Below are 24,574 nucleotides of genomic sequence, written 5' to 3' on the forward strand. Positions count from 1 at the left end.
GAGCCCCGCCCCTGCGGGGCTCTTTCATATCCGAGCCCCGAGAAGAGAGGTCGCCCATGCTGCGCTGGCTGTTTCCCCTGCTGGTCCTGCTGCTCGCCGGTTGCGCCGGTCACCCGTCCAGCGAGGCGCCGCCCGCCGAAGTCGCGCCGCCGCGGGCGCCAGCGGTCAGCCTGCCTGCCGACGCACAGAACTGCCTCAGCCATACCGAGTGCACGTTGAAGACCTCGCGTACCCTGCTGTTCGTCTTCGACTACGCCGCTGCCGGCGGCGCCCTGGTGCAAAGCGAAGGGCGTCTGTTGACCACGCCGGAGAAGGCCCCCCGCAACGGCTGGCCGGCCTTGCGCATCCAGCTGGCCGATCCTGACGGTGGGCGCTTCGACTTCCAGAGCGAATGCCGGCAGAAGCGCTGCCACATCAGTGATGCCAGGCTGCTCGCCTGCTACCGCGACTACCTCGACGGCAAGGCCTGCCGCCTGCGCTGACTGTGCTATACCGAGGCGATTCCGCAGCGGAGAGTGGTTCCATGGAAAACGTGCATGCCAGCGCCCGCCAGGGCTTCGGCCTGGAGGCCCAGACATACGCCCACGGGCGCCCGGACTACCCCGACGAGTTGCTCGAATGGATGCACGAGCGCCTGGGGATAACTGCAGGAAGCAAGGCGGTCGATCTCGGTGCGGGCACCGGCAAGTTCACTCGCCTGTTGTTGCGCAGCGGTGCTGAAGTCTGCGCCATCGAGCCGGTGGCGGCCATGCGCGACAAGCTGGCCGAGGAGCTGCCCGGCGTGCGCGTTCTGGAAGGCACCGCCCAGGGCATGCCGCTGGCCGATGCGAGCCAAGATGCGATGCTCTGCGCGCAGGCATTCCACTGGTTCGCCAGTGCGGCTGCGCTGCGCGAGATTCATCGCGTGCTGCGCCCGGGCGGACATCTGGGGTTGGTGTGGAACGTGCGCGACGAGCGCGTCGACTGGGTCGCCGAACTGACCCACATAGTCGCGCCCTACGAGGGCAGCACCCCGCGCTTCCATACCGGCGAATGGCGCCGAGCCTTCGCCGGTGCGCCGTTCGGGCCGTTGCAGCTGCGCGAGTTCAGCCACCAGCACGTTGGCCCGGCGGAGCAAGTGATAGTCGCGCGTACCCTGTCCATCAGCTTCATCGCGGCCTTGCCGGCGGAGCAGAAGGCGCGGGTCGAGCAGCGCCTGCAGGATCTGATCGACAACCATCCGGCCTTGCGCGGGCAGCAGCAGGTCGCCTTCCCCTACCGCACCGAGGCCTACTCGTCGGTCGCGCTGGGCTGAGCGCTGCCGGGCGGCGCGCGGATCGGCTAGACTGCGCGCCCCTTCGCCTTCCTCGCCATGTCCATGCAACCGCTCCGTTATCTCCAGGCTTACCCGCAACATCTGCAGGACCAGGTGCGCCAGCTGATCGCCGAAGAGCGCCTGGGCGAATACCTGGAAAAGCGCTATCCCGGGCGCCACGAAGTGCAGAGCGACAAGGCGCTGTACGCCTATGCCATGCAGCTTAAGCAGGAGCACATGCGCAACGCGCCGGCGGTGGACAAGGTCCTCTACGACAACAAGCTGGATGTGGTGCAGCGCGCGCTCGGGCTGAACACTGCGATCTCGCGGGTGCAGGGCGGCAAGCTGAAGGCGAAGAAGGAAATCCGTGTGGCCTCGCTGTTCAAGGAGGCGGCGCCGGAGTTTCTGCAGATGATCCTGGTTCACGAGCTCGCGCACCTGCGCGAGCGCGATCACAACAAGGCGTTCTACCAGCTCTGCGAATACATGCTGCCCAGCTATCACCAGCTGGAATTCGACCTGCGCGTCTATCTGACCTGGCGCGAACTGGGCTGATCGCGCGGCGCATTGCGCGCCTTCGAAAGGTTGCTGCGGGCAGCGCCCGGCGAATCGGATGGGGTCGATTGCACAGGCGCTGCTTTCCGCCGCATCCCGAGGTTAATCAAAGGCTTGGCAGATTGCTATCAAACCTTGAGAAATTTTCTCGGGCATAGCAAAAGCCCCTCCGGAGAGGGGCTTTGCGCGGATCAGAACAGGTCCATCGGCGTGCCTTCGTCAGCCGGCATGCCTGAGCCGGGCGAGGTGCCGGGAGCCAGCTCGTTCATCGGCGGCGGAGTGTCCTCGGCCTTGAACAGTTCGAAGTAGGCCCCCGGCGTTCCTGGCGGCGCGGCGCGGCCGCTGACCGGATCGATGCGCTGGCTGACCAGGCCCGGCGGTTCGGGCAGCACATGCGATGGCTTGTCCTTCAGTGCGGCGCCCATGTAGCGCATCCAGATCGGCAGTGCGACGTTGCCGCCGAACTCCATGCGGCCGAGGCTTTCCGGCTGATCGAAGCCAACCCACACGGTAGTCATGTAGTCGGCGTTGAAGCCTGAGAACCAGGCGTCCTTGGAGTCGTTGGTGGTGCCGGTCTTGCCTGCCAGGTCGTCACGCTTCAGCGCCAGGGCGCGGCGGCCGGTGCCGCGCTTGATAACGTCCTGCAGCATGCTGGTCATGATGTAGGCGGTGCGGGCGTCGATGATGCGTTCGGCCGGAGTTGGCTCGTAGGTGGTCTTGGCGTGTGCCGGATCGTTGTCCTCGACGGGCGCGGCGGTTGGCTGCGCGGTGGCCTGGCCCTGGCCGGCGGCCTGGGCAGTGTCGTCGACCGGTACGCTGGCCGGATTGGCCTGGAACAGCACCTGGCCGTCACGGCTCTCGACGCGGTCGACTATGTAGGGGCTGACCTTGTAGCCGCCGTTGGCGAAGGTGCTCCAGGCGCCGGCGATTTCCAGCGGCGTCAGGGTTGCGGTGCCCAGTGCCATGGACAGGTTGGGCGGCAGCTCCTGGACGTCGAAGCCGAAGCGGCTGATGTAGTTGCGCGCACGGTCTACACCGAGCGATTGCAGCACGCGGATCGACACCATGTTGCGCGACTTGTAGAGCGCCTCGCGCAGCGGAATGGGGCCGAGGAAGGTGTTGGTGTCGTTCTTCGGTCGCCAGACCTTGTCCAGGTATTCGTCGACGAAGACGATCGGTGCATCGTTGACCAGGCTGGCGGCGGTGAAGCCATTGTCCAGCGCGCAGCTGTAGATGAACGGCTTGAAGCTGGAGCCGGGTTGGCGCTTGGCCTGGGCGGCGCGGTTGTAGCTGCTCTGCTCGAAGGAGAAGCCACCGACCAGCGCCATGATGGCGCCGTTGCGCGGGTTCAGCGAAACGAGGGCGCTTTGCGCGGCGGGCACCTGGGTCAGGCGCAGGCTGCCGTCGTCGCGGCGCTGCACGCGAATCACGTCGCCTGCCTGCAGCACATCGTTGGGCTGGCGAGGTACCGGGCCCATGCTGTTGCTGCTGAGGAAGGGGCGGGCCCACTTCATGTTGTCCCAACTGATGGTCTCGTCCTTGCCATCGCGCAGCAGGACCATGACGCCGCTTTTTTCAACGCGGGTGACGATGGCTGGCTCCAGGCCGCCGAGCGGGCGTTGCTGGGCGATTGCCTGGCGCCAGGCGTCCATGGACTTGCCGGGCAGGCGAGCTTCCGGGCCGCGGTAGCCGTGGCGCTGGTCGTATTCCTGGAGGCCGTCGCGCAGGGCATCGTTGGCGTTGCTCTGCAAATCGCTGTGCACGGTGGTGTAGACGCGGTAGCCCTCGGTATAGGCGTTGCTGCCGTAGCGGCCGACCATTTCGGCGCGGGCCATTTCGGCGATATAGGGGGCATTCAGCTCGGGGCTCGGCACGTGGTAGGACGCGGCCACGGGCTCGGCAATGGCGGCCTGGTAGCGGGCCTGGTCGATGAAGCCGAGCTTGTTCATCCGCTCGAGGATCCAGTTGCGCCGCTCCATGCTGCGCGCCACGTTCGCCAGCGGGTTGTAGCGCGATGGCGCCTTGGGCAGGCCGGCGATCATCGCCATCTGCGCCAGGCTCAGCTCCTTGATCGACTTGCCGTAGTAGACCTGAGCGGCGGCCTCGATGCCGTAGGCACGGTTACCCAGGTAGATCTTGTTGATGTAGAGCTCGAGGATCTCGTCCTTGGTCAGCTCGCGCTCGATCTGCAGGGCCAGGAGGATTTCGGTGATCTTGCGCGAGAAGCTGCGCTCGTTGGTCAGGAAGTAGTTCTTCGCGACCTGCATGGTGATCGTGCTGCCGCCAGTCTGGATGTGCCCGGTCGTTAATAATTGCGCGGCAGCGCGCATCAGGCTCTTCACGTCCACGCCATAATGATTGGCGAAATTATCGTCCTCGGCGGACAGCAGGGCGTGAATGAAGTCTGGGGGAATGTCCGCGAAGCGAATGGGCGTCCGGCGCATCTCACCGAACTCTGCTATCAATTTGTTATCACTGCTGTAAACGCGCAGCGGGATCTGCAGCTGCACGTTGCGCAGGGCGTCTACCGAGGGCAGGTTGGGACTGAGGTAGAGATAAGCGCCGCTTAAACTGAGCAGCACTCCACAAAAAATGGCGACGCAAGTCCACCACAGAAACTTCAGCAGGCGCATTGGAAGGTCTTGGATTTCCAGGGAAAAGAAAGAGTTAAGCGAAACGCGCGGCGAAAAGGGAAAAGCTGTTCACATTATAAGCAGTTTTTTTGCCAGCGAGCTATTTGCGCGGGTGTCAAGTCTGGTATCTAATGTCAAAAAACATAAATCGTCCGTAAGTCTCGGATGCTGATAGGAAATCAGTCGTGCTAGGGCTCTTCAATAAGAAAGCGAACACACTGCTGGGGATCGACATCAGTTCGACTTCGGTCAAGCTCCTTGAGTTGAGCCGCTCCGGTGGCCGCTTCAAGGTCGAGGCTTACGCGGTCGAGCCGCTGCCCCCGAACGCGGTGGTAGAAAAGAACATCGCCGAACTGGAGGGGGTCGGCCAGGCGCTGTCGCGCGTGGTCGCCAAGGCGCGCACCGGCGTGAAAACCGCCGCCGTCGCCGTCGCCGGATCGGCGGTCATCACCAAATCCATCGAGATGGATGCTGGCCTCTCCGAGGATGAGCTGGAAAACCAGCTCAAGATCGAGGCGGACCAGTACATCCCCTACCCCCTGGAGGAAGTCGCCATCGACTTCGAGGTCCAGGGGGTATCGGCTCGCAACGCTGAGCGCGTCGATGTGCTCCTGGCGGCCTGCCGCAAGGAAAACGTCGAGGTGCGCGAAGCTGCGCTGGCGCTTGCAGGGCTGACCGCCAAGGTGGTCGATGTCGAGGCCTACGCCCTGGAGCGCGCCTTCGGTCTGCTCGGTGACCAGTTGGGCGGTAACGCCGATGAGCTGACGATCGCTGTGGTCGACATTGGCGCGACCATGACGACCCTGAGCGTGCTGCACCACGGCCGCACTATCTATACCCGTGAGCAACTGTTCGGCGGGCGCCAACTTACCGAAGAGATCCAGCGTCGCTATGGTCTGTCGGTCGAAGAGGCTGGCCTGGCGAAGAAACAGGGCGGGCTCCCGGACGACTACGAAAGCGAAGTGCTGCAGCCGTTCAAGGATGCGGTGGTTCAGCAGGTGTCCCGTTCCCTGCAGTTCTTCTTCGCCGCAGGTCAGTTCAACGACGTCGATTACATCCTGCTCGCCGGTGGCACGGCTTCGATCCCGGATCTGGATCGCCTGATCCAGCAGAAGATCGGCACGCCCACCCTGGTAGCCAACCCCTTCGCCGACATGGCCCTGAGCAGCAAGGTGAACGCCGGGGCGCTGGCCAGTGATGCGCCCGCGCTGATGATTGCCTGCGGTCTGGCGATGAGGAGTTTCGACTGATGGCACGCATCAACCTACTGCCGTGGCGCGAACAGCTTCGCGAGGAGCGCAAGCAGCGGTTCCTGGTGGCACTCGGTGGTGTCCTGCTGGTGTCCGCCGGCCTGGTGTTCCTGGGCGACCAGTACTTCAGCTCGGCGATCGAGAACCAGACTGCGCGTAACGACTTCCTGCGCAAGGAAATCAGTGTCCTCGATGCGCGTATCAAGGAAATCAGCGAGCTCAAGACCCGTCGCCAGCAATTGCTTGAGCGGATGAAAATCATCCAGGACCTGCAGGGTAACCGTCCGATCATCGGGCGCATCTTCGACCAGCTCGTGCGCACCTTGCCCGACGGCGTGTACTACACGGACCTGAAAATGAGCGGCAAGAGCATCGCCATCGCAGGCGCTGCCGAGTCGAACAACCGGGTTTCCAACCTGATGCGCAACCTGGACGCTTCCGAGTGGCTGACCGCGCCGAACCTCACAGAGGTCAAGGCGGTGACCCAGGGCGCTGTCGACCAGGCCAACACCTTCCAGCTGACCGTCCAGCAGACGCAGCCGAGCGAGAAGGCTCAGGAGCAAGAGAAGAAAGTGGCCGCGCAAGGAGCCAAGAAATGAGTCTGGCCGAATCCCTTGAAAGCTTGCGCAAGATCGACATCAACGAACTGGACCTGAACAACCTCGGCTCCTGGCCGGTTGCGGTGAAGGTGATCGCCGGTGCGCTGCTGATGGCTGTGGTGCTGGCGCTGGGATACAACTTCCACCTCAAGGACATGCAGGACCAGCTCGATCAGCGCCGCACCGAGGAAGAAACCCTCAAGCAGCAGTTCGCGAGCAAGGCGTTCCAGGCGGCCAACCTGGATGCCTACAAGGCGCAGATGAAGGAGATGGAAGAGTCCTTCGGCGCTCTGCTGCGCCAGCTGCCCAGCGATACCGAGGTGCCTGGGCTGCTGGAGGACATTACCCGTACCGGTCTGGGTAGCGGTCTCGAGTTCGAAGAGATCAAGCTTCTGCCTGAGGCGACGCAACAGTTCTACATCGAACTGCCGATACAGATCAGCGTGGTGGGCGGCTATCACGACTTGGCGACATTCGTCAGCGGTGTATCGAGCTTGCCGCGAATCGTCACGTTGCATGATTTCGAGATCAAGCCTGCGAGCGCGGACAGCACCAGCAAGCTGCGCATGACAATCGTGGCTAAGACCTATCGCTATAACGACAAGACGGTACAGGCCAAGCCGGGCAGCAAACCTGCTGCAGGTAAACCGGCAGCTTCGGCGGGGGCCAAACAATGAAGACTCGCCTGATACTGAGCGGCTTGGTTACGTTGATGTTGGCTGGTTGCGGGGCCGGCGGCGATTACGCTGACCTGCAGGCCTATATGGATCAAGTTCGCGCCAAGCCCAAGGGTGCGATCGAGCCGCTGCCCAAGTTCCAGCCTTACGAAGCATTTACCTATAACGCCTCGTCGCTGCGCAGCCCGTTCCAGCCACCGGTGAAGATCGACCTGGCGGTTAAGCAGAAGGGCTCGAAGGTGGTCAAGCCTGACGAGACCCGGGTCAAGCAGTTCCTCGAAGGCTTCAACATCGAAACTTTCGAGATGGTGGGTACGCTGTCGAATCCGCAAGGCATGTTCGGCCTCGTTCGCGGTGCCGGAGGGGTGCATCGGGTGAGGGTTGGGGACTACCTGGGGCGTAATGATGGAAAGATCGTATCCATCAGCGAAGGCAAGATCGATGTAGTCGAGATCGTTCCTGACGGAGAGGGGGGCTGGCTGGAACGGCCGCGCTCCCTGACGCTCAAGGAAAGGTCCTAAGGGGCGGGGATGACCATGAATTACAAACTGCTGTCTGCGCGACGGATTCAGACGACGATGAACAGAACGATGACCCGCCTGGGCGTTGCCCTGCTGGTAGGCCTTTTTGCACCGCATCTGCTTGCGGCCGACCTGCAGAGCCTTGACGTGGCCTCGCTGCCGGGCGATCGCGTGGAGCTCAAGCTCGGCTTCGACCAGCCTGTGGTGGCGCCGCGCGGCTATACCATCGAGCAACCCGCGCGTATCGCGCTGGATCTGCCTGGTGTGCAGAACAAACTGGGCAGCAAGAACCGCGAGTTGGGCGTGGGTAACGCCCGCAGCGTGACGGTTGTCGAGGCCAAGGATCGAACCCGGTTGATCATCAACTTGGGCACGCTGGTGCCGTATTCGACCCGGACCCAGGGCAACAACCTGTTCATTCTCGTCGGCCAGGGCACTGGAGCTTCCGCACCCGTTGCCAGTGCAACGCCGGCGGCGACCAGCTATGCCTCTTCGGCTCGTCCGGCGCAGCCCAAGCCTTACATTCCGGCCGGCAAGGCGATTCGCAACATCGACTTCCAGCGCGGTGATCAGGGTGAAGGCAATGTCGTCATCGACCTCTCCGATCCTGGTGTCAGCCCGGACATTCAGGAGCAAGGCGGCAAGATTCGCCTGAATTTCCCCAAGACGCAGCTTCCTGAAAGCCTGCGTGTGCGCCTGGACGTGAAGGACTTCGCCACTCCGGTGCAGTTCGTCAACGCTTCGGAAGCGGGTGGAAACGCCACCATCAACATCGAGCCGAGCGGTCTGTTCGATTATCTGGTGTATCAGACCGACAACCGCATGACCGTGAGCATCAAACCGCTCAGCGCCGGTGATGCCGAGAAGCGCAAGAAGGACACATTCGCCTACACCGGCGAGAAGCTGTCGCTCAACTTCCAGGACATCGACGTACGCTCCGTCCTGCAGCTTATCGCCGACTTCACCGACCTGAACCTGGTGGCTTCCGATACTGTGCAGGGCAACATCACCCTGCGCCTGCAGAACGTGCCCTGGGACCAGGCGCTGGATCTGGTGCTCAAGACCAAGGGCCTGGACAAGCGCAAGATCGGCAACGTGCTTCTGGTGGCGCCGGCTGACGAGATCGCCGCTCGCGAGCGCCAGGAGCTGGAGGCGCAGAAACAGATTGCCGAACTGGCGCCCCTGCGTCGTGAGTTGATCCAGGTGAACTACGCCAAGGCGTCTGATATTGCCAAGCTGTTCCAGTCGGTTACCGGTAGCGCTACCGGTCGTGGTGCTTCGGCCGCGACCGCGAACACCGATAACCGCGGTTCGATCACCGTGGATGATCGCACCAACTCGATCATCGCCTACCAGACCCAGGACCGCCTGGACGAGCTGCGCCGTATCGTTTCGCAGCTCGACATCCCTGTGCGCCAGGTGATGATCGAGGCTCGTATCGTCGAGGCGAGCGTCGATTACACCAAGGAGCTGGGTGTGAACTGGAGCGGCTCGCTGAGCAATCGGGGCAACTGGAACGTTTCCGGTGGCACCGACAGCACCTCGCAAACCTTCGTTGACCTGGGCGTGAGCACTACTACTCCGACGTCCGGTATCGGCATCGGCTTCGTGACCAACAACACCGTTCTCGATCTTCAGCTCAACGCGATGGAAAAGACCGGTAACGGTGAAGTGGTATCGCAGCCCAAGGTGGTCACCTCGGACAAGGAGACCGCGAAGATCCTGAAAGGTACCGAGGTTCCGTACCAGGAAGCGAGCTCCAGCGGCGCGACCTCGGTTTCCTTCAAGGAGGCCGCACTGTCTCTGGAAGTCACTCCGCAGATCACTCCTGACAACCGCATCATCATGCAGGTCAAGGTGAACAAGGACGAGCCGGACTACCAGAACGCGCTGCTCGGTGTGCCTCCGATCAAGAAGAACGAGGTCAACGCCAAGGTCCTGGTCAATGACGGCGAGACCATCGTTATCGGTGGTGTGTTCTCCAACACTCAGACCAAGACGACCGCGAAGGTACCGTTCCTGGGTGATGTGCCGGTAGTCGGTCGCCTGTTCAAGAATGACTACGTGACGGACACCAAGAACGAGCTTCTGGTTTTCCTCACTCCCCGGATCATGAATAATCAGGCCATTGCTATCGATCGTTGATCAATGCCGTGCCTAATCTGATTCTGGTTGGCCCGATGGGAGCTGGAAAAAGCACCATCGGGCGTCTTCTTGCCAAGGAGCTGCACCTCGATTTCAAGGATTCCGACAAGGAAATCGAGCAGCGCTGCGGTGCCAATATCCCCTGGATCTTCGATGTCGAAGGCGAAGTCGGTTTCCGTGAGCGGGAACAGGCGATGCTCGCCGAGCTCTGTTCCAGCAGCGGGATGGTGATTGCCACGGGTGGCGGCGCCGTCCTGCGTGAGGCCAACCGCGCGGCGCTGAAGACCGGCGGCAAGGTCATCTACCTGCATGCGTCTGTCGATCAGCAGATCGCCCGTACCGCGCGCGACAAGAATCGGCCCCTGCTGCAGAAGCCGAATCCCGGGCAGATCCTGCGAGACCTCATGGCTCAGCGCGATCCGCTCTATCGGGAAGTCGCCGACGTGGTGGTGGAAACCGACGAGCGGCCGCCGCGCCTGGTGGTTCTTGAGATACTCGATCGTCTGCGCAGGCTGGAGCGCCATTAAAGGCCGCCCGGTTCTGCGTTATCCTAATGCCCTTTCTTGCCTGGGGGCTTCATGCGCACACTGACTGTCGATCTCGCCGACCGCAGCTACCCGATCTACATCGGGGAGGGGCTGCTCGACGACCCGCATTACTTCGCGCCGCACATTCGTGGCAAGCAGGTGGCGATCGTCACTAACGAGACCATTGCGCCGCTGTACCTGGAGCGCCTGCAGAAGACGCTGTCGGGGTATGCGCAGATCGCCGTGGTGCTGCCGGATGGCGAGGCGTACAAACAGTGGGAAACCCTGCAATTGATCTTCGACGCGTTGCTCGAAGCTCGGCATGACCGCAAGACTACGCTGATCGCTCTGGGCGGTGGTGTCATCGGTGACATGACCGGATTTGCAGCCGCCTGCTACCAGCGCGGTGTCGACTTCATTCAGGTGCCGACCACGCTGTTGTCCCAGGTGGACTCTTCGGTGGGCGGCAAGACCGGCATCAACCACCCGCTGGGCAAGAACATGGTGGGTGCTTTCTACCAGCCGCAGGCTGTGGTGATCGATGCCGCTTCGCTGCGCACTTTGCCGCCGCGTGAGCTGTCCGCTGGCCTGGCCGAGGTCATCAAGTACGGGCTGATCTGCGACGAGCCCTTCCTGGCTTGGCTGGAAGCGAATATCGAACAGTTACTGGCGCTCGAGCCTACCGCACTGAGCGAAGCTATCGAGCGCTCCTGCGCCGCCAAGGCGCGTGTCGTCGGGGCAGACGAGCGTGAATCCGGCGTGCGTGCGACCCTCAACCTGGGGCACACGTTCGGCCATGCCATCGAGACGCACATGGGGTACGGCGTCTGGCTGCACGGCGAGGCCGTGGCTGCCGGAACCGTGATGGCACTGGAGATGTCGCATCGTCTAGGGTGGCTCAGTGTCGAGCAGCGCGACCGCGGTATCCGCCTGCTGCGTCGAGCGCGGTTGCCGATCGTGCCGCCGCAGGAAATGACAGTCGAGCATTTCCTTGAGCACATGGCGGTAGACAAGAAAGTACTCGATGGCCGGCTACGTCTGGTCTTGTTGCAAGGGATGGGGGCTGCAGTGGTCACGGCCGAATTCCCCCGTGAAATTCTGGAAGAAACGCTGCGTACTGATTATCAGGCCCTGGCCGATCAGTTAGGAGAACATTGAGGTCCCATGTCCAGCTTGCATGCCGATGAGGCCTTCCTGGCCCACTATCAGTTCAGCCACGACCCCTTCGCTCCGCGGGTGCCCGGCTTCAAGTTCTTCCCGGCGCAGCGCAAGCCGGTGCTTGGTCAGCTGCATCACCTGGCCCGCTACAGCCACCTGCTGCTAGCGGTGACCGGTCCACTGGGTAGCGGCAAGACGCTGCTGCGCCAGGCGCTGGTCGCCAGCACGAACAAGGATGCCGTCTCCAGTGTGGTGATCTCCGGTCGTTCGGCGGCCGACGAAGCCACCCTGATGCGTCAGCTGGCGCAGGGCCTGGGCATCACCCAGGTGAGCATCGAGGCGACTCTTGCCAAGGTGGCTCAGCTCGCCATCACCGGGCAGGACGTCTACTTGCTGGTGGATGATGCCGAGCAGCTACGCGACGGCGCGCTCGAGGTGCTCCTGTTGCTGGCTGCCGGTAACAGCGAAGCCCGCCTGCATGTGTTCCTCTTCGGTGAGCCGGAGCTGCTTTCCCGCCTCGAAGGGCTTTCGGAGGGCGAGGAGCGCTTCCACGCCATCGAGCTGCAGCCCTACACGGAGGAAGAAACCCGCGAGTACCTGGCGCAGCGCCTTGAGGGTGCTGGCCAGGGTGGTGAGCTGATTTCCGACGATCTGCTGGCCGACATTCAGGAGCAGTCCGGCGGCTGGCCGGGCTCGATCAACCAGGTGGCGCGCGACGCCTTGATCGAGGCGATGCTGGCCGACCGTGGCGGTGCCCGCAAGGCGGCTGCCACTTCCCCCGTGCGTCTGCCGAAGAAGCACCTGCTGGTGCTGGGTGTGGTTGCCATCGGCGTGGTTGCGGCCTGGTTCATGCAGGCTCGTACCAGCAAACCAGAGGCGCCTGCCCAGGCTTCCAGCCAGGCGCAGCCGGGTGCTCAGGCGCCGACTGCCAATGGTTCGGGGCCGTCGGTAGAGTTCGCTGGCTCCAACCAGCCGGTGCCGCTGCCGCTGGTAGGCCAGTCGCAGCCGGTGATTCGCGAGTCCATGGCGCAGGCTGGCGGGCAGGAAGACGCCGACGAAGGCGGCATGCCGTCCGCGGACGTTCCGCCGACCGTGACGACCTCCGCGCCGCCGGTGACGCCGCTCGCCAGCAAGACTGCTCCGCAGCCGCTCAATCCGGTTCCGCCGGCGCCAACCGCTGCCATTGCCAGCAGTGCGCCCGTCCAGCCTGTGCAGCCGGTCGCTCCGGTTCCCGAGCCGGTAAGCAAGCCTGCGCCGGTTGCCAAGGCAGAGCCGGTCAAGCCAGTTGCCAAACCAGTTGCCAAACCGGCCAGCAAACCGGCAGAGTCCAAGCCTGTCGCCAAGGCGGCGGCTCCTGCCAAGGCGCCGGTCGCCAGTGGTGGCGGCGCTGGCAGCCAGTGGTATCGTTCGCAGCCGGCCGCGCACTATGCGGTGCAGGTGCTGGGCACCGCTTCGGAAGCCAATGCCAAGGCCTTCATCAGCCAGCAAGGCGGCGGCGAGTACCGCTACTTCCGCAAGACCTTGCAGGGCAAGCCGATCTACGTGGTCACCTACGGCAGCTTCCCAAGTCGCGCTGCCGCCCAGGCAGCGGTCAAGGGCCTTTCGGCCAAGGTGCAGGCAGCCAAACCCTGGCCGCGCACCTTCGCCAGCATCCAGCAGGACATCGCTGGCAGCCACTGATCCTGCTGTCGCAAAAATGAAAACCCGTCAGTCGAGATCACGACTGACGGGTTTTTTCTTTCATAGATGCGACATTGAATTTCAGTCTGTCGCCAAAAATTTGTGACACGCAATGTAGCTATGTACAATGGCCTCCCTTTGCCTGTCGGAAACTTGCCGCTTGAGCGAGAAGACAGGTGAAGTCGCTGAATTAAAAAAGTTTTGCCGGTGAGAGTTCCCTATGAAAGCAGGTCTGTACCATCCTGAGACGTTCAAGGATAACTGCGGATTCGGCCTGATCGCCCATATGCAGGGCGAGCCGAGCCATGAGCTTCTGCAAACCGCCATCGAAGCACTGACCTGCATGACCCACCGAGGTGGGATCAACGCGGACGGGAAAACCGGGGACGGCTGCGGCCTTCTGATCCAGAAGCCCGATGAGTTCCTGCGTGCGGTGGCGAAAGCCGAATTCGCGACCGATCTGCCCGCCCAGTACGCGGTGGGCATGGTCTTCTTCAACCAGGACCCGGTGAAAGCCGAGGCCGCTCGCGCGAACATGAACCGCGAGATCGAGGCCGAAGGCCTGCAACTGGTCGGCTGGCGCAAGGTGCCGATCGACACCAGCGTGCTCGGTCGCCTGGCCCTGGAGCGCCTGCCGCAGATCGAGCAGGTGTTCGTCGGCGGCGAAGGCCTGTCCGACCAGGATTTCGCCGTGAAGCTGTTCTGCGCGCGTCGCCGTTCCTCGGTGTCCAACGCCGCCGATGCTGACCATTACGTCTGCAGCTTCTCGCACAAGACCATCATCTATAAGGGCCTGATGATGCCGGCGGACCTCGCCGCCTTCTATCCGGACCTCTCGGACGAGCGCCTGAAGACCGCCATCTGCGTCTTCCACCAGCGCTTCTCCACCAACACCCTGCCGAAATGGCCGCTGGCCCAGCCGTTCCGCCTGCTGGCGCACAACGGCGAGATCAACACCATCACCGGCAACCGCAACTGGGCACAGGCCCGTCGCGGCAAGTTCACCAACGAGTACATGCCGAGCCTCGACGAGCTCGGCCCGCTGGTGAATCGCGTGGGTTCGGACTCCTCGAGCATGGACAACATGCTCGAGCTGATGGTCACCGGCGGCATGGACATGTTCCGTGGCCTGCGCATGATCATTCCGCCGGCCTGGCAGAACGTCGAGACCATGGACGCCGACCTGCGCGCGTTCTACGAATTCAACTCGCTGCACATGGAGCCATGGGACGGTCCCGCCGGCGTGGTGCTGACCGACGGCCGCTACGCCGTCTGCCTGCTCGACCGTAATGGTCTGCGCCCGGCGCGCTGGGTCACCACCAAGAACGGCTACATCACCCTGGCTTCGGAAATCGGCGTGTGGGACTACAAGCCCGAGGACGTCCTGGCCAAGGGCCGTGTCGGCCCGGGCCAGATCCTCGCGGTGGACACCGAGACCGGCCAGCTGCTGCAGACCGAGGACATCGACAACCGCCTGAAGTCGCGCCACCCGTACAAGCAGTGGCTGCGTCAGAGCGCGCTGCGCATCCAGGCGTCGCTGGACGACGACCAGGGTGCGGCCAGCTACGACAGCGACCAGCTCAAGCAGTACATGAAGATGTTCCAGGTCACCTTCGAGGAACGTGACCAGGTGCTGCGCCCGCTCGCCGAGCAGGGCCAGGAAGCGGTCGGCTCGATGGGCGACGACACCCCGATGGCGGTGCTGTCCAAGCGTATCCGTTCGCCTTACGACTACTTCCGCCAGGTCTTCGCGCAGGTGACCAACCCGCCGATCGACCCGCTGCGCGAAGCGATCGTGATGTCCCTGGAAACCTGCCTGGGCGTCGAGCAGAACATCTTCGAAGAGTCGGCGCACCACGCCAACCAGGCGATCCTGACCACCCCGGTGATCTCCCCGGCGAAGTGGCGCAGCCTGATGAACCTGGATCGTCCGGGCTTCGATCGTCATCACATCGATCTGAACTACGACGAGTCCGTCGGCCTCGAAGCGGCCGTGCGCAACATCGCCGACCAGGCCGAGGAGGCCGTGCGCGCCGGCAAGGTGCTGCTGGTGCTGTCCGACCGTCACATCGCTCCCGGCAAGCTGCCGGTGCACGCGGCCCTGGCTGTCGGCGCCGTGCACCACCGCCTGGTGCAGACCGGTCTGCGCTGCGACTCCAACATCCTGGTGGAAACCGCCACCGCCCGTGACCCGCACCACTTTGCGGTGCTGGTCGGCTTCGGTGCGTCCGCGGTCTACCCGTTCCTCGCCTACGAGGTGCTGGCCGACCTGATCCGTACCGGCGAAGTGCTGGGCGACCTCTACGAGGTGTTCAAGTACTACCGCAAGGGCATCTCCAAGGGCCTGATGAAGATCCTGTCGAAGATGGGCATCTCCACCATCGCCTCCTACCGTGGCGCCCAGCTGTTCGAAGCCATTGGCCTGGCCGACGAAGTCACCGACCTGTGCTTCCCGGGCGTGCCGAGCCGCATCCAGGGTGCGCGCTTCATCGACATCGAGAACGAGCAGAAGCTGCTCGCCGGCGAAGCCTGGAACAACCGCAAGACCATCCAGCAAGGTGGCCTGCTGAAGTTCGTCTACGGCGGCGAGTACCACGCCTACAACCCGGACGTGGTGAACACCCTGCAGGCCGCCGTGCAGCAAGGTGACTACGAAAAATTCAAGGAATACACCGCGCTGGTGGACAACCGTCCGGTGTCGATGATCCGCGACCTGCTGAAGGTGAAGACCGCCGCGCAGCCGCTGAGCCTCGACGAGATCGAGCCGCTGGAGTCCATCTTCAAGCGCTTCGATGCCGCCGGCATTTCCCTCGGCGCGCTGTCGCCGGAGGCCCACGAGGCCCTGGCCGAGGCGATGAACCGCCTGGGCGGCCGCTCCAACTCCGGTGAGGGCGGCGAGGACCCGGCGCGCTACGGCACGCTGAAAAGCTCGAAGATCAAGCAGGTGGCCACCGGCCGCTTCGGCGTGACCCCGGAATACCTGGTCAACGCCGAGGTCCTGCAGATCAAGGTGGCCCAGGGCGCCAAGCCCGGCGAGGGCGGCCAGCTGCCGGGCGGCAAGGTCAACGGCCTAATCGCTCGCCTGCGCTACGCAGTGCCGGGCGTGACGCTGATTTCGCCGCCGCCGCACCATGACATCTACTCCATCGAAGACCTCGCCCAGCTGATCTTCGACCTCAAGCAGGTCAACCCGCAGGCGCTGGTTTCGGTGAAGCTCGTGTCCGAGCCTGGCGTCGGCACAATCGCCGCCGGCGTGGCCAAGGCCTACGCGGACCTGATCACCATCTCCGGCTACGACGGCGGTACCGGCGCATCGCCGATCACCTCCATCAAGTACGCCGGTAGCCCGTGGGAGCTGGGCCTCGCCGAAGCGCACCAGACCCTGCGCGGCAACGACCTGCGCGGCAAGGTCCGCGTGCAGACCGACGGCGGCCTGAAGACCGGCCTGGACGTGATCAAGGCGGCCATCCTCGGCGCCGAGAGCTTCGGCTTCGGCACCGCGCCGATGATCGCCCTGGGCTGCAAGTACCTGCGCATCTGCCACCTGAACAACTGCGCCACCGGCGTGGCCACCCAGAACGACAAGCTGCGCAAGGACCACTTCATTGGCACGGTCGAGATGGTGACGAACTTCTTCACCTTCATCGCCAGTGAGACCCGCGAGTGGCTAGCCAAGCTGGGCGTGCGCAGCCTCGCCGAGCTGATCGGTCGCACCGACCTGCTGGAAGTCCTGCCGGGTGAAACCGCCAAGCAGGGCAACCTCGACCTGACTCCGCTGCTGGGCAGCGACCTGATTCCGGCCGAGAAGCCGCAGTTCTGCGAAGTCGAGAAGAACCCGCCGTTCGACCAGGGTCTGCTGGCCGAAAAGATGATCGACCTGGCGCGTTCGGCCATCGAGGGCGCCACCGGCGGCGAGTTCGAGCTGGACATCTGCAACTGCGACCGTTCCATCGGTGCTCGTGTCTCTGGCGAAATCGCCAAGCGCCACGGCAACCAGGGCATGGCCAAGTCGCCGATCACCTTCCGCTTCAAGGGCACTGCAGGGCAGAGCTTCGGCGTGTGGAACGCCGGCGGCCTGAACCTGTACCTCGAAGGCGACGCCAATGACTACGTGGGCAAGGGCATGACCGGCGGCAAGTTGGTCGTCACCCCGCCCAAGGGCAGCCCGTTCAAGACCCAGGAGTCGGCCATCGTCGGCAACACCTGCCTGTACGGCGCCACTGGCGGCAAGCTGTTCGCCGCCGGCACCGCGGGCGAGCGTTTCGGCGTGCGTAACTCCGGTGCTCACGCGGTCGTGGAAGGCACTGGCGACCACTGCTGCGAATACATGACCGGCGGTTTCGTCTGCGTACTGGGCAAGACCGGCTACAACTTCGGCTCCGGCATGACCGGTGGCTTCGCCTACGTCCTCGACATGGACAACACCTTCGTCGACCGCGTGAACCATGAGCTGGTGGAAATCCAGCGGATCAGCGGTGAAGCGATGGAGGCCTACCGCAGTCACCTGCGCAAGGTCCTGGTGGAATATGTTGCGGAAACGGCGAGCGAGTGGGGTGCGAACCTGCTGGAAAACCTCGACGACTACCTGCGTCGCTTCTGGCTGGTCAAACCCAAGGCGGCGAGCCTCGGCTCCCTGCTGACCAGCACCCGTGCCAACCCGCAATAAGCGCCTGAAGTCGAAAGAGGTCTTGAAATGTCTGAACGTCTGAATAACGACTTCCAGTTCATCGAAGTCGGGCGCAAGGATCCGAAGAAGAAGCTCCTGCGCCAACGCAAGCGCGAGTTCGTGGAGATCTACGACCTGTTCAAGCCGCAGCAGGCGGCTGACCAGGCGCATCGCTGCCTGGGTTGCGGCAACCCGTACTGCGAGTGGAAGTGCCCGGTGCACAACTTCATCCCCAACTGGCTGAAGCTGGTCTCCGAAGGCAACATCCTGGCCGCCGCCGAGCTGTCGCACCAGACCAACACCCTGCCGGAAGTCTGCGGCCGGGTGTGCCCGCAGGATCGCCTCTGCGAAGGCGCCTGCACCCTGAACGACGGCTTCGGCGCGGTGACCATCGGCTCGGTGGAGAAGTACATCACCGACACCGCCTTCGCCATGGGCTGGCGCCCGGACATGTCCAAGGTCAAGCCGACCGGCAAGCGCGTTGCCGTGATCGGTGCCGGCCCGGCCGGCCTGGGCTGCGCCGACGTGCTGGTGCGCAACGGCGTGACCCCGGTGGTGTTCGACAAGAACCCGGAAATCGGTGGCCTGCTGACCTTCGGCATCCCCGAGTTCAAGCTGGAAAAGCAGGTGATGAGCCGTCGCCGCGAGGTCTTCACCGGCATGGGCATCGAGTTCCGTCTGAACACCGAGATCGGCAAGGACGTGACCATGCAGCAACTGCTCGACGAGTACGACGCAGTCTTCATGGGTATGGGCACCTACACCTATATGAAAGGCGGCTTCCCCGGCGAGGACCTGCCCGGCGTGACAGACGCGCTGGACTTCCTGATCGCCAACGTGAACCGCAACCTGGGCTTCGAGAAGTCGCCGGAAGACTTCATCGACATGAAGGGCAAGCGCGTGGTGGTTCTGGGCGGTGGTGACACCGCGATGGACTGCAACCGCACCTCGATCCGTCAGGGCGCCAAGGCCGTTACCTGCGCCTATCGCCGTGACGAAGAGAACATGCCCGGCTCGCGCAAAGAGGTGAAGAACGCCAAGGAAGAAGGCGTGAAGTTCCTCTTCAACCGCCAGCCCATCGCCATCGTCGGCGAGGACAAGGTGGAAGGCGTGAAGGTGGTCGAGACCCGTCTCGGCGAGCCGGACGCCCGCGGCCGTCGCAGCCCCGAGCCGATCCCGGGCTCCGAGGAAATCATCCCGGCGGAAGCCGTGCTGATCGCCTTCGGTTTCCGTCCGAGCCCGGCGCCGTGGTTCGACCAGCACCAGGTGGAAATCGACAGCCAGGGCCGCGTCATCGCCCCGGCCGCCGCGCAGTTCAAGCACCAGACCAGCAACCCGAAGATCTTCGCCGGTGGCGACATGGTCCGTGGTTCCGACCTGGTGGTGACTGCGATCTTCGAGGGCCGCACGGCTGCCGAAGGCATCCTGGACTACCTGGGCGTGTAATCGCGCCCACGGCTGCGGCATTCTGCCGCGAATGACAAAAGGCACGGCACCCGCCGTGCCTTTTGCTTTGGGCTTTGCGAAAATGCCGGCACTTTTCTGCCGGATGCCGCCATGACCGCCCTGAAGAACGATCGCTTCCTCCGTGCCCTGCTCAAGCAGCCCGTCGACGTCACCCCGGTGTGGATGATGCGCCAGGCCGGCCGCTACCTGCCGGAATACCGCGCCACCCGCGCCAAGGCCGGCGACTTCATGAGCCTGTGCATGAATCCGCAGCTGGCTTGCGAGGTCACCCTGCAGCCGCTGGATCGTTATCCGCAGCTGGACGCCGCGATCCTCTTCTCCGACATCCTCACCATCCCCGACGCCATGGGCCAGGGCCTGTACTTCGAGAGCGGCGAAGGTCCGCGCTTCAAGAAGGTCGTCTCCAGCCTGGCCGACATTGAGGCGCTGCCGATCCCCGATCCGGAGAAGGACCTGGGCTACGTGATGGATGCCGTGCGTACCATTCGCCGCGAGCTGAACGGCCGCGTGCCGCTGATCGGCTTCTCCGGCAGCCCCTGGACGCTCGCCACCTACATGGTCGAGGGCGGCTCCAGCAAGGACTTCCGCAAGTCCAAGGCGATGCTCTACGACAATCCGCAGGCCATGCATGCGCTGCTCGACAAGCTGGCGCAGTCGGTGACCAGCTACCTCAACGGGCAGATTCGCGCCGGCGCCCAGGCCGTGCAGATCTTCGATTCCTGGGGTGGCAGCCTGTCGTCCGCGGCCTACCAGGAGTTCTCACTGGCCTACATGAAGAAGATCGTCGACGGCCTGATCCGCGAGCACGACGGTCGCCGCGTACCGGTGATCCTGTTCACCAAGGGCGGCGGCCTGTGGCTGGAATCCATGGCCGACACCGGCGCCGAAGCGCTTGGCCTGGACTGGACCTGCGACATCGGCAGCGCCCGCGCCCGGGTCGGCGACAAGGTCGCCCTGCAGGGCAACATGGACCCGTCGGTGCTCTACGCCAACCCGGCAGCGATCCGCACCGAGGTGGCGCGCATCCTCGCCGCCTACGGCAATGGCAGCGGCCATGTGTTCAACCTCGGCCACGGCATCACGCCGGAGGTCAACCCGGCCCATGCCGGCGCCTTCTTCGAGGCGGTGCACGAGCTGTCGGCGCAGTATCACTGAGGGATTGTGGCGTAGCGCCGCTCCTGTAGGAGCGGATCTCATCCGCGAATCGCGCTGGTAGGTTCGGTTTTCGCGGACAAGGTCCGCTCCTACGAGGGCAATCCCTCCCAAACGAAAAAGCCCCGCCAATGGCGGGGCTTTTTCATGTCCGGTGCAAACGCTTAGGCGGCGTCGGCAACCAGGCCATTGGCGCGCTGGGCCTTGCGGCGGTTCGAGACCAGCAGGCCGGAGCAGACGACCACGATGCTCAGCAGAGTGGTGGCGACTACTTCCATGCGGTGATCCGGCATGATCAGCATGATCGCCAGGGCTGCGACGATGAACACGATCACCGCCCAGGTCAGCCAGGGGAACAGCCACATCTTCAGCTTCAGCTGGTGGCCCTGGGCGAGCAGCTTCTTGCGCATGCGCAGCTGCGACATCGCGATTACCAGGTACACCAGCAGGGCGATGGCGCCGGAGCTGGCCAGCAGGAAGTCGAACACCGCAGCCGGGGCCAGGTAGTTGGCGAAGGTGCAGGCGAAAGCCATGGCGGTGGACAGCAGCACGGCGTACACCGGGGTGCGGCTGACGCTGGTCACCTGGGCGATGCGCGGGGCGTCGCCGCGCTTGCTCAGCGAATACATCATGCGCGAGGCGGTGTAGAGCGCCGAGTTCAGGCAGCTGGTCACCGAAACCAGGACGATGATGTCGACGATCAGCTTGGCGTACGGGACGTTCAGCTGGTTCAGCACGGTCTGGTAGGAGCCCATGCTTACCAGGCGCGGGTCGTTCCACGGCACCAGGCAGACCACGATCAGGATCGACAGCAGGTAGAACAGCGCGATACGCCAGATCACCGAGTTGGTGGCGCGGGTGATCTGCTGCGCCGGGTCCTTCGACTCGGTGGCGGCGATGGTGACGATTTCCGAGCCCATGAAGGAGAACATGGTGGTCAGCAGGGCGGCCAGCACGGCGCCCCAGCCCTTTGGCATGAAGCCGCCGTCGGCCCAGAGGTGGCTGATGCCGCTGACTTCCGGGTTCAGCGAGACGCCGAAGATGGCGGCGCAGCCGAGGACCAGGAAGGCGATGATCGCGCTGACCTTGATCAGCGCCAGCCAGAACTCGAACTCACCGTAGTTCTTCACGCTGAACAGGTTGGTGACGGTCAGGGCGCTGGTGATGACGAAGGCCAGGACCCAGATCGGCGCGCCGGGAATCCAGGCGTGGATGATGGCCGCTGCCGCGTTGGCTTCCAGCGGGATCACCAGGACCCAGAACCACCAGTACAGCCAGCCGATGGTGAAACCGGCCCAGTGGCCGATGGCGCGGTCGGCGTAGGTGGAGAAGGAGCCGCTGTCGGGTTGGGCGACAGCCATTTCGGCGAGCATGCGCATCACCAGGACCACCAGCAGGCCGGCGACCAGGTAGGACACCATGACGGCGGGGCCGGCTTCGGCAATGGCGTGGCCGGAGCCGACGAACAGGCCGGCGCCAATGGCCCCGGCGATGGACAACATGGTGACGTGACGGTTTTTCAGGCCTTGGGCCAGACCGGCGGAAGGGGTACTGCTCATGAATTACCTACAGCGAAAAGGAAGGGAATTGCGTCCTGCGCAGCCGAGGCTGTCTTGAGAATCCAGCGAATTAAGCGGGGGACGTGAACGCAAGATGCGCGCCACATTCTGTTACGACTTTGGTCGTAGAAAGCTGTTGCGTGGGTAAAAACCGCACAACGCCCGCTGGCACGGGCGTTGTGGTGGCATTTCAGGCATATCCGTCGGCGACGATGGCGTATCAGTCGCCGACGTCTTTGGTATGGGGTGTGTAGAAACTACTCATGCACGTGTCGCGCTCGGTGCGGGAATGCTGCGCGGTAACACTGCAAGGCGTGCCAAGTGCAGGGCAACCAGCACGGCGGCGACCAACAGGGCGGCGATGAACAGGCCAACGCCGGTCCAGCCGAAGTGGTGCCAGAAGACCCCGCCAGTGGTGCCCGCGACGCTGGAGCCCAGGTAGTAGCAGAACAGGTACAGCGACGAGGCTTGCCCCTTGGCCTTGAGCGCGCGACGGCCGATCCAGCTGCTGGCCACCGAATGCGCGGCGAAGAAGCCGAAGGTGAACAGCAGCATGCCGGCGACGATCAGCGGCAGCGGGCTGGCGAAAGTCAGCAGCAGGCCGCTGAGCATCAGCACTATCACCGCCCACAGCACCTTGCGCCGACCGAGGCGGTCAGCCAGTGAGCCGACCCAGGCGGAGCTGTAGATGCCCACCAGGTATACCAGCGAAAGCACTCCGACCACGGACTGGCTGAGGTGGTACGGATCGGCCAGCAGGCGGTAGCCGATGTAGTTGAACAGGGTGACGAAGGCGCCCATGAGCAGGAAGGCTTCGAGGAACAACCAGGGCAGGCCGGCGTCGCGCAGGTGCGAGGCGAAGCCGTCGGCCAATTGCCGCACGTTCAGCGGGGTCGGGCGAAAATTGCGCGACTCCGGGAGGATGCGCCAGAACACCAGGGCGGCGACCAGCGCGAGTGCGCCGAGGATGCCGATGGCGGCATGCCAGGAGACGAAGTCCACCAGCACGCCGGTGATCAGCCGGCCGCTCATGCCGCCAATGGCGTTGCCGCTGATGTACAGCCCCATGGACAAGCCGAGGTGCTGTGGATGGATTTCCTCGCTCAGGTAGGTCATGCCCACCGCCGCCAGGCCGCTGAGCGATAGCCCGACCAGTGCGCGCATGGCCAGCACGCCATGCCAGCTGGGCATCACCGCGCTGCCGAGGGTGAACAGGGCGGCGAGGATCAGCGAGGCGACCATGATCGGCTTGCGGCCGATGGCGTCGGAAATCGGCCCGGTCACCAGCAGCCCGCAGGCCATCATGATGGTCGCGATGGACAGCACCAGGCTGCTCTGCGCAGCGGTAAGGGAATAGGTCTGCGACAGCACCGGCATCATCGGCTGCACGCAGTAGAGCAGGGCGAAGGTGGCGAAGCCGCCGGCGAACAGCGCCAGCGAGGTGCGCAGGAAGGCCGGGGTGCCTTTCTCGATATAGCTTTCGATCTCGCCGAGGGCGCCGGACAGCGCTCGGTTGGCCTCCTGGGCGGCCTTGATGACGGCGGGCTCGGGTTCCGCGGAAGCCCGCAGGGCGGAGTGACTCACAACTCACCTCGAATCTGGATGGGATGCGCCGCGGGCGAGCGAAGGGCGCTTGCACAGGCGGCTGGCAGAAAGAGTGGGGAAGTTGTTCTTGGGCTTGTGCGGCAAGGATAAGGACAGGGATTTATTATCTCCAATATATTGTTCGACACGTTTGATATGTATTTCGAATCAAAGAGGCGGGTATGGAACTGCGTCACCTGCGTTACTTCATTGCCGTCGCCGAAGAACTGCACTTCGGCCGCGCGGCAGAGGCGTTGGGCATCTCCCAGCCACCGCTGAGCCAGCAGATCCAGGCGCTGGAAGAGGAGATTGGCGCGCGCCTGCTGGAGCGCACCAATCGTCGGGTGGCGCTGACCGAAGCCGGGCGGCTGTTCCTCGACGAGGCGCGGCAGGTGCTCGCCCAGGTCGACCGCGCGGTCCTGCTGGCGCGGCGGGCGCACCAGGGCGAGCTGGGCGAGTTGCGCATCGGCTTCACTGCTTCGGCACCTTTCACCTCGACCATCCCGCGCAGCATCCATGCCTTCCGCCAGGCTTATCCGGAGGTGCATCTGGACCTGCAGGAGATGAGCAGCCGGCAGGTCGTCGAGGCGCTGCTCGAAGAGCGCCTGCACGTCGGGGTGATCCGTTCCTTCGCATTGCCCGAGTCACTGGAGGCGGTGGAGCTGTTCAGCGAGCCGTTGGTCGCCATCCTGCGCGCCGACCATCCGCTGGCCGCCGAATCGGTCGAAGGGTTGGAGATGGCGGCGCTGGCCGACGAACCATTCGTGTTCTTCCCGCGCAGCTACGGCACCGGCCTTTACGACCAGCTGCAGGCGTTGGCCCGCCAGGCCGGCTTCACCCCGCGCATCGCCCAGGAAGCGGGCGAGGCCATGACCATCATCGGCCTGGTCGCGGCAGGCCTGGGCGTCTCCATGCTGCCGGCTTCGTTCCGCCGCACGCGGGTCGACGGCGTGGTGTACCGCACCCTGCTCGACCCCGGCGCCTGCAGCTCGGTCTGGCTGGTACGACGGCGCAACGAAAGCGCGCCGGCAGCGCTCAGCTTCATCGACCTGGTGACCCGCAGCGTGACCGCCTGAATGCATGACCGGCGGCGCGCGTAAGTGCTCG

The 24,574-nt window shown here is 64.0% G+C and carries 18 protein-coding genes; 15 read left to right on the forward strand and 3 right to left on the reverse strand.

The features are described from left to right. Window positions 1–56 precede the first annotated feature (56 nt). The 3 genes from ACA097_RS14815 (at window position 57) to ACA097_RS14825 (ending at window position 1,849) form a co-directional block, all read left to right on the forward strand. Window positions 57–482, forward strand: coding sequence for a hypothetical protein (locus ACA097_RS14815; RefSeq protein WP_043255947.1), 426 nt, complete (start codon window positions 57–59; stop codon window positions 480–482). A gap of 41 nt (window positions 483–523) precedes the next feature. After that, window positions 524–1,294 (forward strand): methyltransferase domain-containing protein, encoded by a 771-nt coding sequence (locus ACA097_RS14820; protein WP_371364168.1) that lies wholly within the window; start codon window positions 524–526, stop codon window positions 1,292–1,294. Between the two features lie 63 nt (window positions 1,295–1,357). Further along, window positions 1,358–1,849, forward strand: a complete 492-nt coding sequence (locus ACA097_RS14825) for a YgjP-like metallopeptidase domain-containing protein (RefSeq protein WP_043257828.1) — start codon at window positions 1,358–1,360, stop codon at window positions 1,847–1,849. Window positions 1,850–2,040: 191 nt separating this feature from the next. Here the strand turns inward: ACA097_RS14825 and ACA097_RS14830 are convergent, their stop codons facing one another. Further along, entirely contained in the window at window positions 2,041–4,482 is a 2,442-nt protein-coding gene (locus ACA097_RS14830; protein ID WP_371364171.1) for a penicillin-binding protein 1A, read from the reverse strand. A 185-nt stretch (window positions 4,483–4,667) separates the two neighbouring features. On the opposite strand from ACA097_RS14830, the gene ACA097_RS14835 reads away from it, so the two are divergent. The 11 genes from ACA097_RS14835 (at window position 4,668) to hemE (ending at window position 20,327) form a co-directional block, all read left to right on the forward strand. After that, window positions 4,668–5,732, forward strand: a complete 1,065-nt coding sequence (locus ACA097_RS14835; protein WP_371364173.1) for a pilus assembly protein PilM — start codon at window positions 4,668–4,670, stop codon at window positions 5,730–5,732. Beyond that, a complete protein-coding gene (gene pilN, locus ACA097_RS14840; protein ID WP_043255938.1) occupies window positions 5,732–6,331 on the forward strand; it encodes a type 4a pilus biogenesis protein PilN in 600 nt (199 codons plus the stop codon). The genes ACA097_RS14835 and pilN overlap by 1 nt, the downstream gene beginning before the upstream one ends. Further along, complete coding sequence (gene pilO, locus ACA097_RS14845; protein ID WP_052355394.1) at window positions 6,328–7,008, forward strand: type 4a pilus biogenesis protein PilO; 681 nt, start codon at window positions 6,328–6,330, stop codon at window positions 7,006–7,008. Before pilN ends, pilO begins: the two co-directional genes overlap by 4 nt. Next, the gene (pilP, locus tag ACA097_RS14850; protein WP_043255936.1) at window positions 7,005–7,529 is read left to right on the forward strand and encodes a type 4a pilus biogenesis lipoprotein PilP; all 525 of its coding nucleotides are present in this window, start codon (window positions 7,005–7,007) and stop codon (window positions 7,527–7,529) included. The genes pilO and pilP overlap by 4 nt, the downstream gene beginning before the upstream one ends. Before the next feature lie 57 nt (window positions 7,530–7,586). Beyond that, a complete protein-coding gene (gene pilQ, locus ACA097_RS14855; RefSeq protein WP_160288625.1) occupies window positions 7,587–9,674 on the forward strand; it encodes a type IV pilus secretin PilQ in 2,088 nt (695 codons plus the stop codon). Between the two features lie 8 nt (window positions 9,675–9,682). Continuing rightward, entirely contained in the window at window positions 9,683–10,201 is a 519-nt protein-coding gene (aroK, locus tag ACA097_RS14860; protein ID WP_371364176.1) for a shikimate kinase AroK, read from the forward strand. Window positions 10,202–10,252: 51 nt separating this feature from the next. Beyond that, window positions 10,253–11,359, forward strand: coding sequence for a 3-dehydroquinate synthase (aroB, locus tag ACA097_RS14865; protein WP_043255932.1), 1,107 nt, complete (start codon window positions 10,253–10,255; stop codon window positions 11,357–11,359). Between the two features lie 6 nt (window positions 11,360–11,365). Continuing rightward, window positions 11,366–13,039, forward strand: coding sequence for an AAA family ATPase (locus ACA097_RS14870; protein ID WP_371364178.1), 1,674 nt, complete (start codon window positions 11,366–11,368; stop codon window positions 13,037–13,039). Window positions 13,040–13,259: 220 nt separating this feature from the next. Continuing rightward, window positions 13,260–17,705 (forward strand): glutamate synthase large subunit, encoded by a 4,446-nt coding sequence (gltB, locus tag ACA097_RS14875; protein WP_160288623.1) that lies wholly within the window; start codon window positions 13,260–13,262, stop codon window positions 17,703–17,705. 27 nt (window positions 17,706–17,732) lie between these two features. Continuing rightward, window positions 17,733–19,151, forward strand: coding sequence for an FAD-dependent oxidoreductase (locus tag ACA097_RS14880; RefSeq protein ID WP_043255926.1), 1,419 nt, complete (start codon window positions 17,733–17,735; stop codon window positions 19,149–19,151). 111 nt (window positions 19,152–19,262) lie between these two features. Continuing rightward, on the forward strand, window positions 19,263–20,327 hold the full coding sequence (hemE, locus tag ACA097_RS14885) for a uroporphyrinogen decarboxylase (RefSeq protein WP_371364180.1): 1,065 nt from the start codon (window positions 19,263–19,265) through the stop codon (window positions 20,325–20,327). Between the two features lie 161 nt (window positions 20,328–20,488). Here the strand turns inward: hemE and gabP are convergent, their stop codons facing one another. Beyond that, on the reverse strand, window positions 20,489–21,883 hold the full coding sequence (gene gabP, locus ACA097_RS14890; protein ID WP_371364182.1) for a GABA permease: 1,395 nt from the start codon (window positions 21,881–21,883) through the stop codon (window positions 20,489–20,491). Window positions 21,884–22,144: 261 nt separating this feature from the next. Continuing rightward, complete coding sequence (locus ACA097_RS14895; RefSeq protein WP_371364184.1) at window positions 22,145–23,467, reverse strand: MFS transporter; 1,323 nt, start codon at window positions 23,465–23,467, stop codon at window positions 22,145–22,147. A 182-nt stretch (window positions 23,468–23,649) separates the two neighbouring features. On the opposite strand from ACA097_RS14895, the gene ACA097_RS14900 reads away from it, so the two are divergent. Further along, window positions 23,650–24,543 carry a LysR substrate-binding domain-containing protein gene (locus ACA097_RS14900; RefSeq protein WP_371364186.1) on the forward strand — a complete coding sequence of 298 codons (894 nt, stop codon included), beginning with the start codon at window positions 23,650–23,652 and terminating at the stop codon, window positions 24,541–24,543. Window positions 24,544–24,574 lie beyond the last annotated feature (31 nt).

It is taken from the genome of Pseudomonas sp. QL9 (assembly GCF_041409665.1).
Lineage (GTDB): Bacteria > Pseudomonadota > Gammaproteobacteria > Pseudomonadales > Pseudomonadaceae > Pseudomonas > Pseudomonas knackmussii.

Bases quoted from the DNA above. Each gene is read 5' to 3' on its own strand.
- hemE (WP_371364180.1), top strand. From the start codon at position 19,263: ATGACCGCCCTGAAGAACGATCGCTTCCTCCGTGCCCTGCTCAAGCAG.
- pilN (WP_043255938.1), top strand. From the start codon at position 5,732: ATGGCACGCATCAACCTACTGCCGTGGCGCGAACAGCTTCGCGAGGAG.
- ACA097_RS14815 (WP_043255947.1), top strand. From the start codon at position 57: ATGCTGCGCTGGCTGTTTCCCCTGCTGGTCCTGCTGCTCGCCGGTTGC.
- aroB (WP_043255932.1), top strand. From the start codon at position 10,253: ATGCGCACACTGACTGTCGATCTCGCCGACCGCAGCTACCCGATCTAC.
- ACA097_RS14870 (WP_371364178.1), top strand. From the start codon at position 11,366: ATGTCCAGCTTGCATGCCGATGAGGCCTTCCTGGCCCACTATCAGTTC.
- pilQ (WP_160288625.1), top strand. From the start codon at position 7,587: ATGAACAGAACGATGACCCGCCTGGGCGTTGCCCTGCTGGTAGGCCTT.
- ACA097_RS14900 (WP_371364186.1), top strand. From the start codon at position 23,650: ATGGAACTGCGTCACCTGCGTTACTTCATTGCCGTCGCCGAAGAACTG.
- ACA097_RS14820 (WP_371364168.1), top strand. From the start codon at position 524: ATGGAAAACGTGCATGCCAGCGCCCGCCAGGGCTTCGGCCTGGAGGCC.
- pilO (WP_052355394.1), top strand. From the start codon at position 6,328: ATGAGTCTGGCCGAATCCCTTGAAAGCTTGCGCAAGATCGACATCAAC.
- gltB (WP_160288623.1), top strand. From the start codon at position 13,260: ATGAAAGCAGGTCTGTACCATCCTGAGACGTTCAAGGATAACTGCGGA.
- pilP (WP_043255936.1), top strand. From the start codon at position 7,005: ATGAAGACTCGCCTGATACTGAGCGGCTTGGTTACGTTGATGTTGGCT.
- ACA097_RS14880 (WP_043255926.1), top strand. From the start codon at position 17,733: ATGTCTGAACGTCTGAATAACGACTTCCAGTTCATCGAAGTCGGGCGC.
- ACA097_RS14825 (WP_043257828.1), top strand. From the start codon at position 1,358: ATGCAACCGCTCCGTTATCTCCAGGCTTACCCGCAACATCTGCAGGAC.
- ACA097_RS14830 (WP_371364171.1), bottom strand. From the start codon at position 4,482: ATGCGCCTGCTGAAGTTTCTGTGGTGGACTTGCGTCGCCATTTTTTGT.
- gabP (WP_371364182.1), bottom strand. From the start codon at position 21,883: ATGAGCAGTACCCCTTCCGCCGGTCTGGCCCAAGGCCTGAAAAACCGT.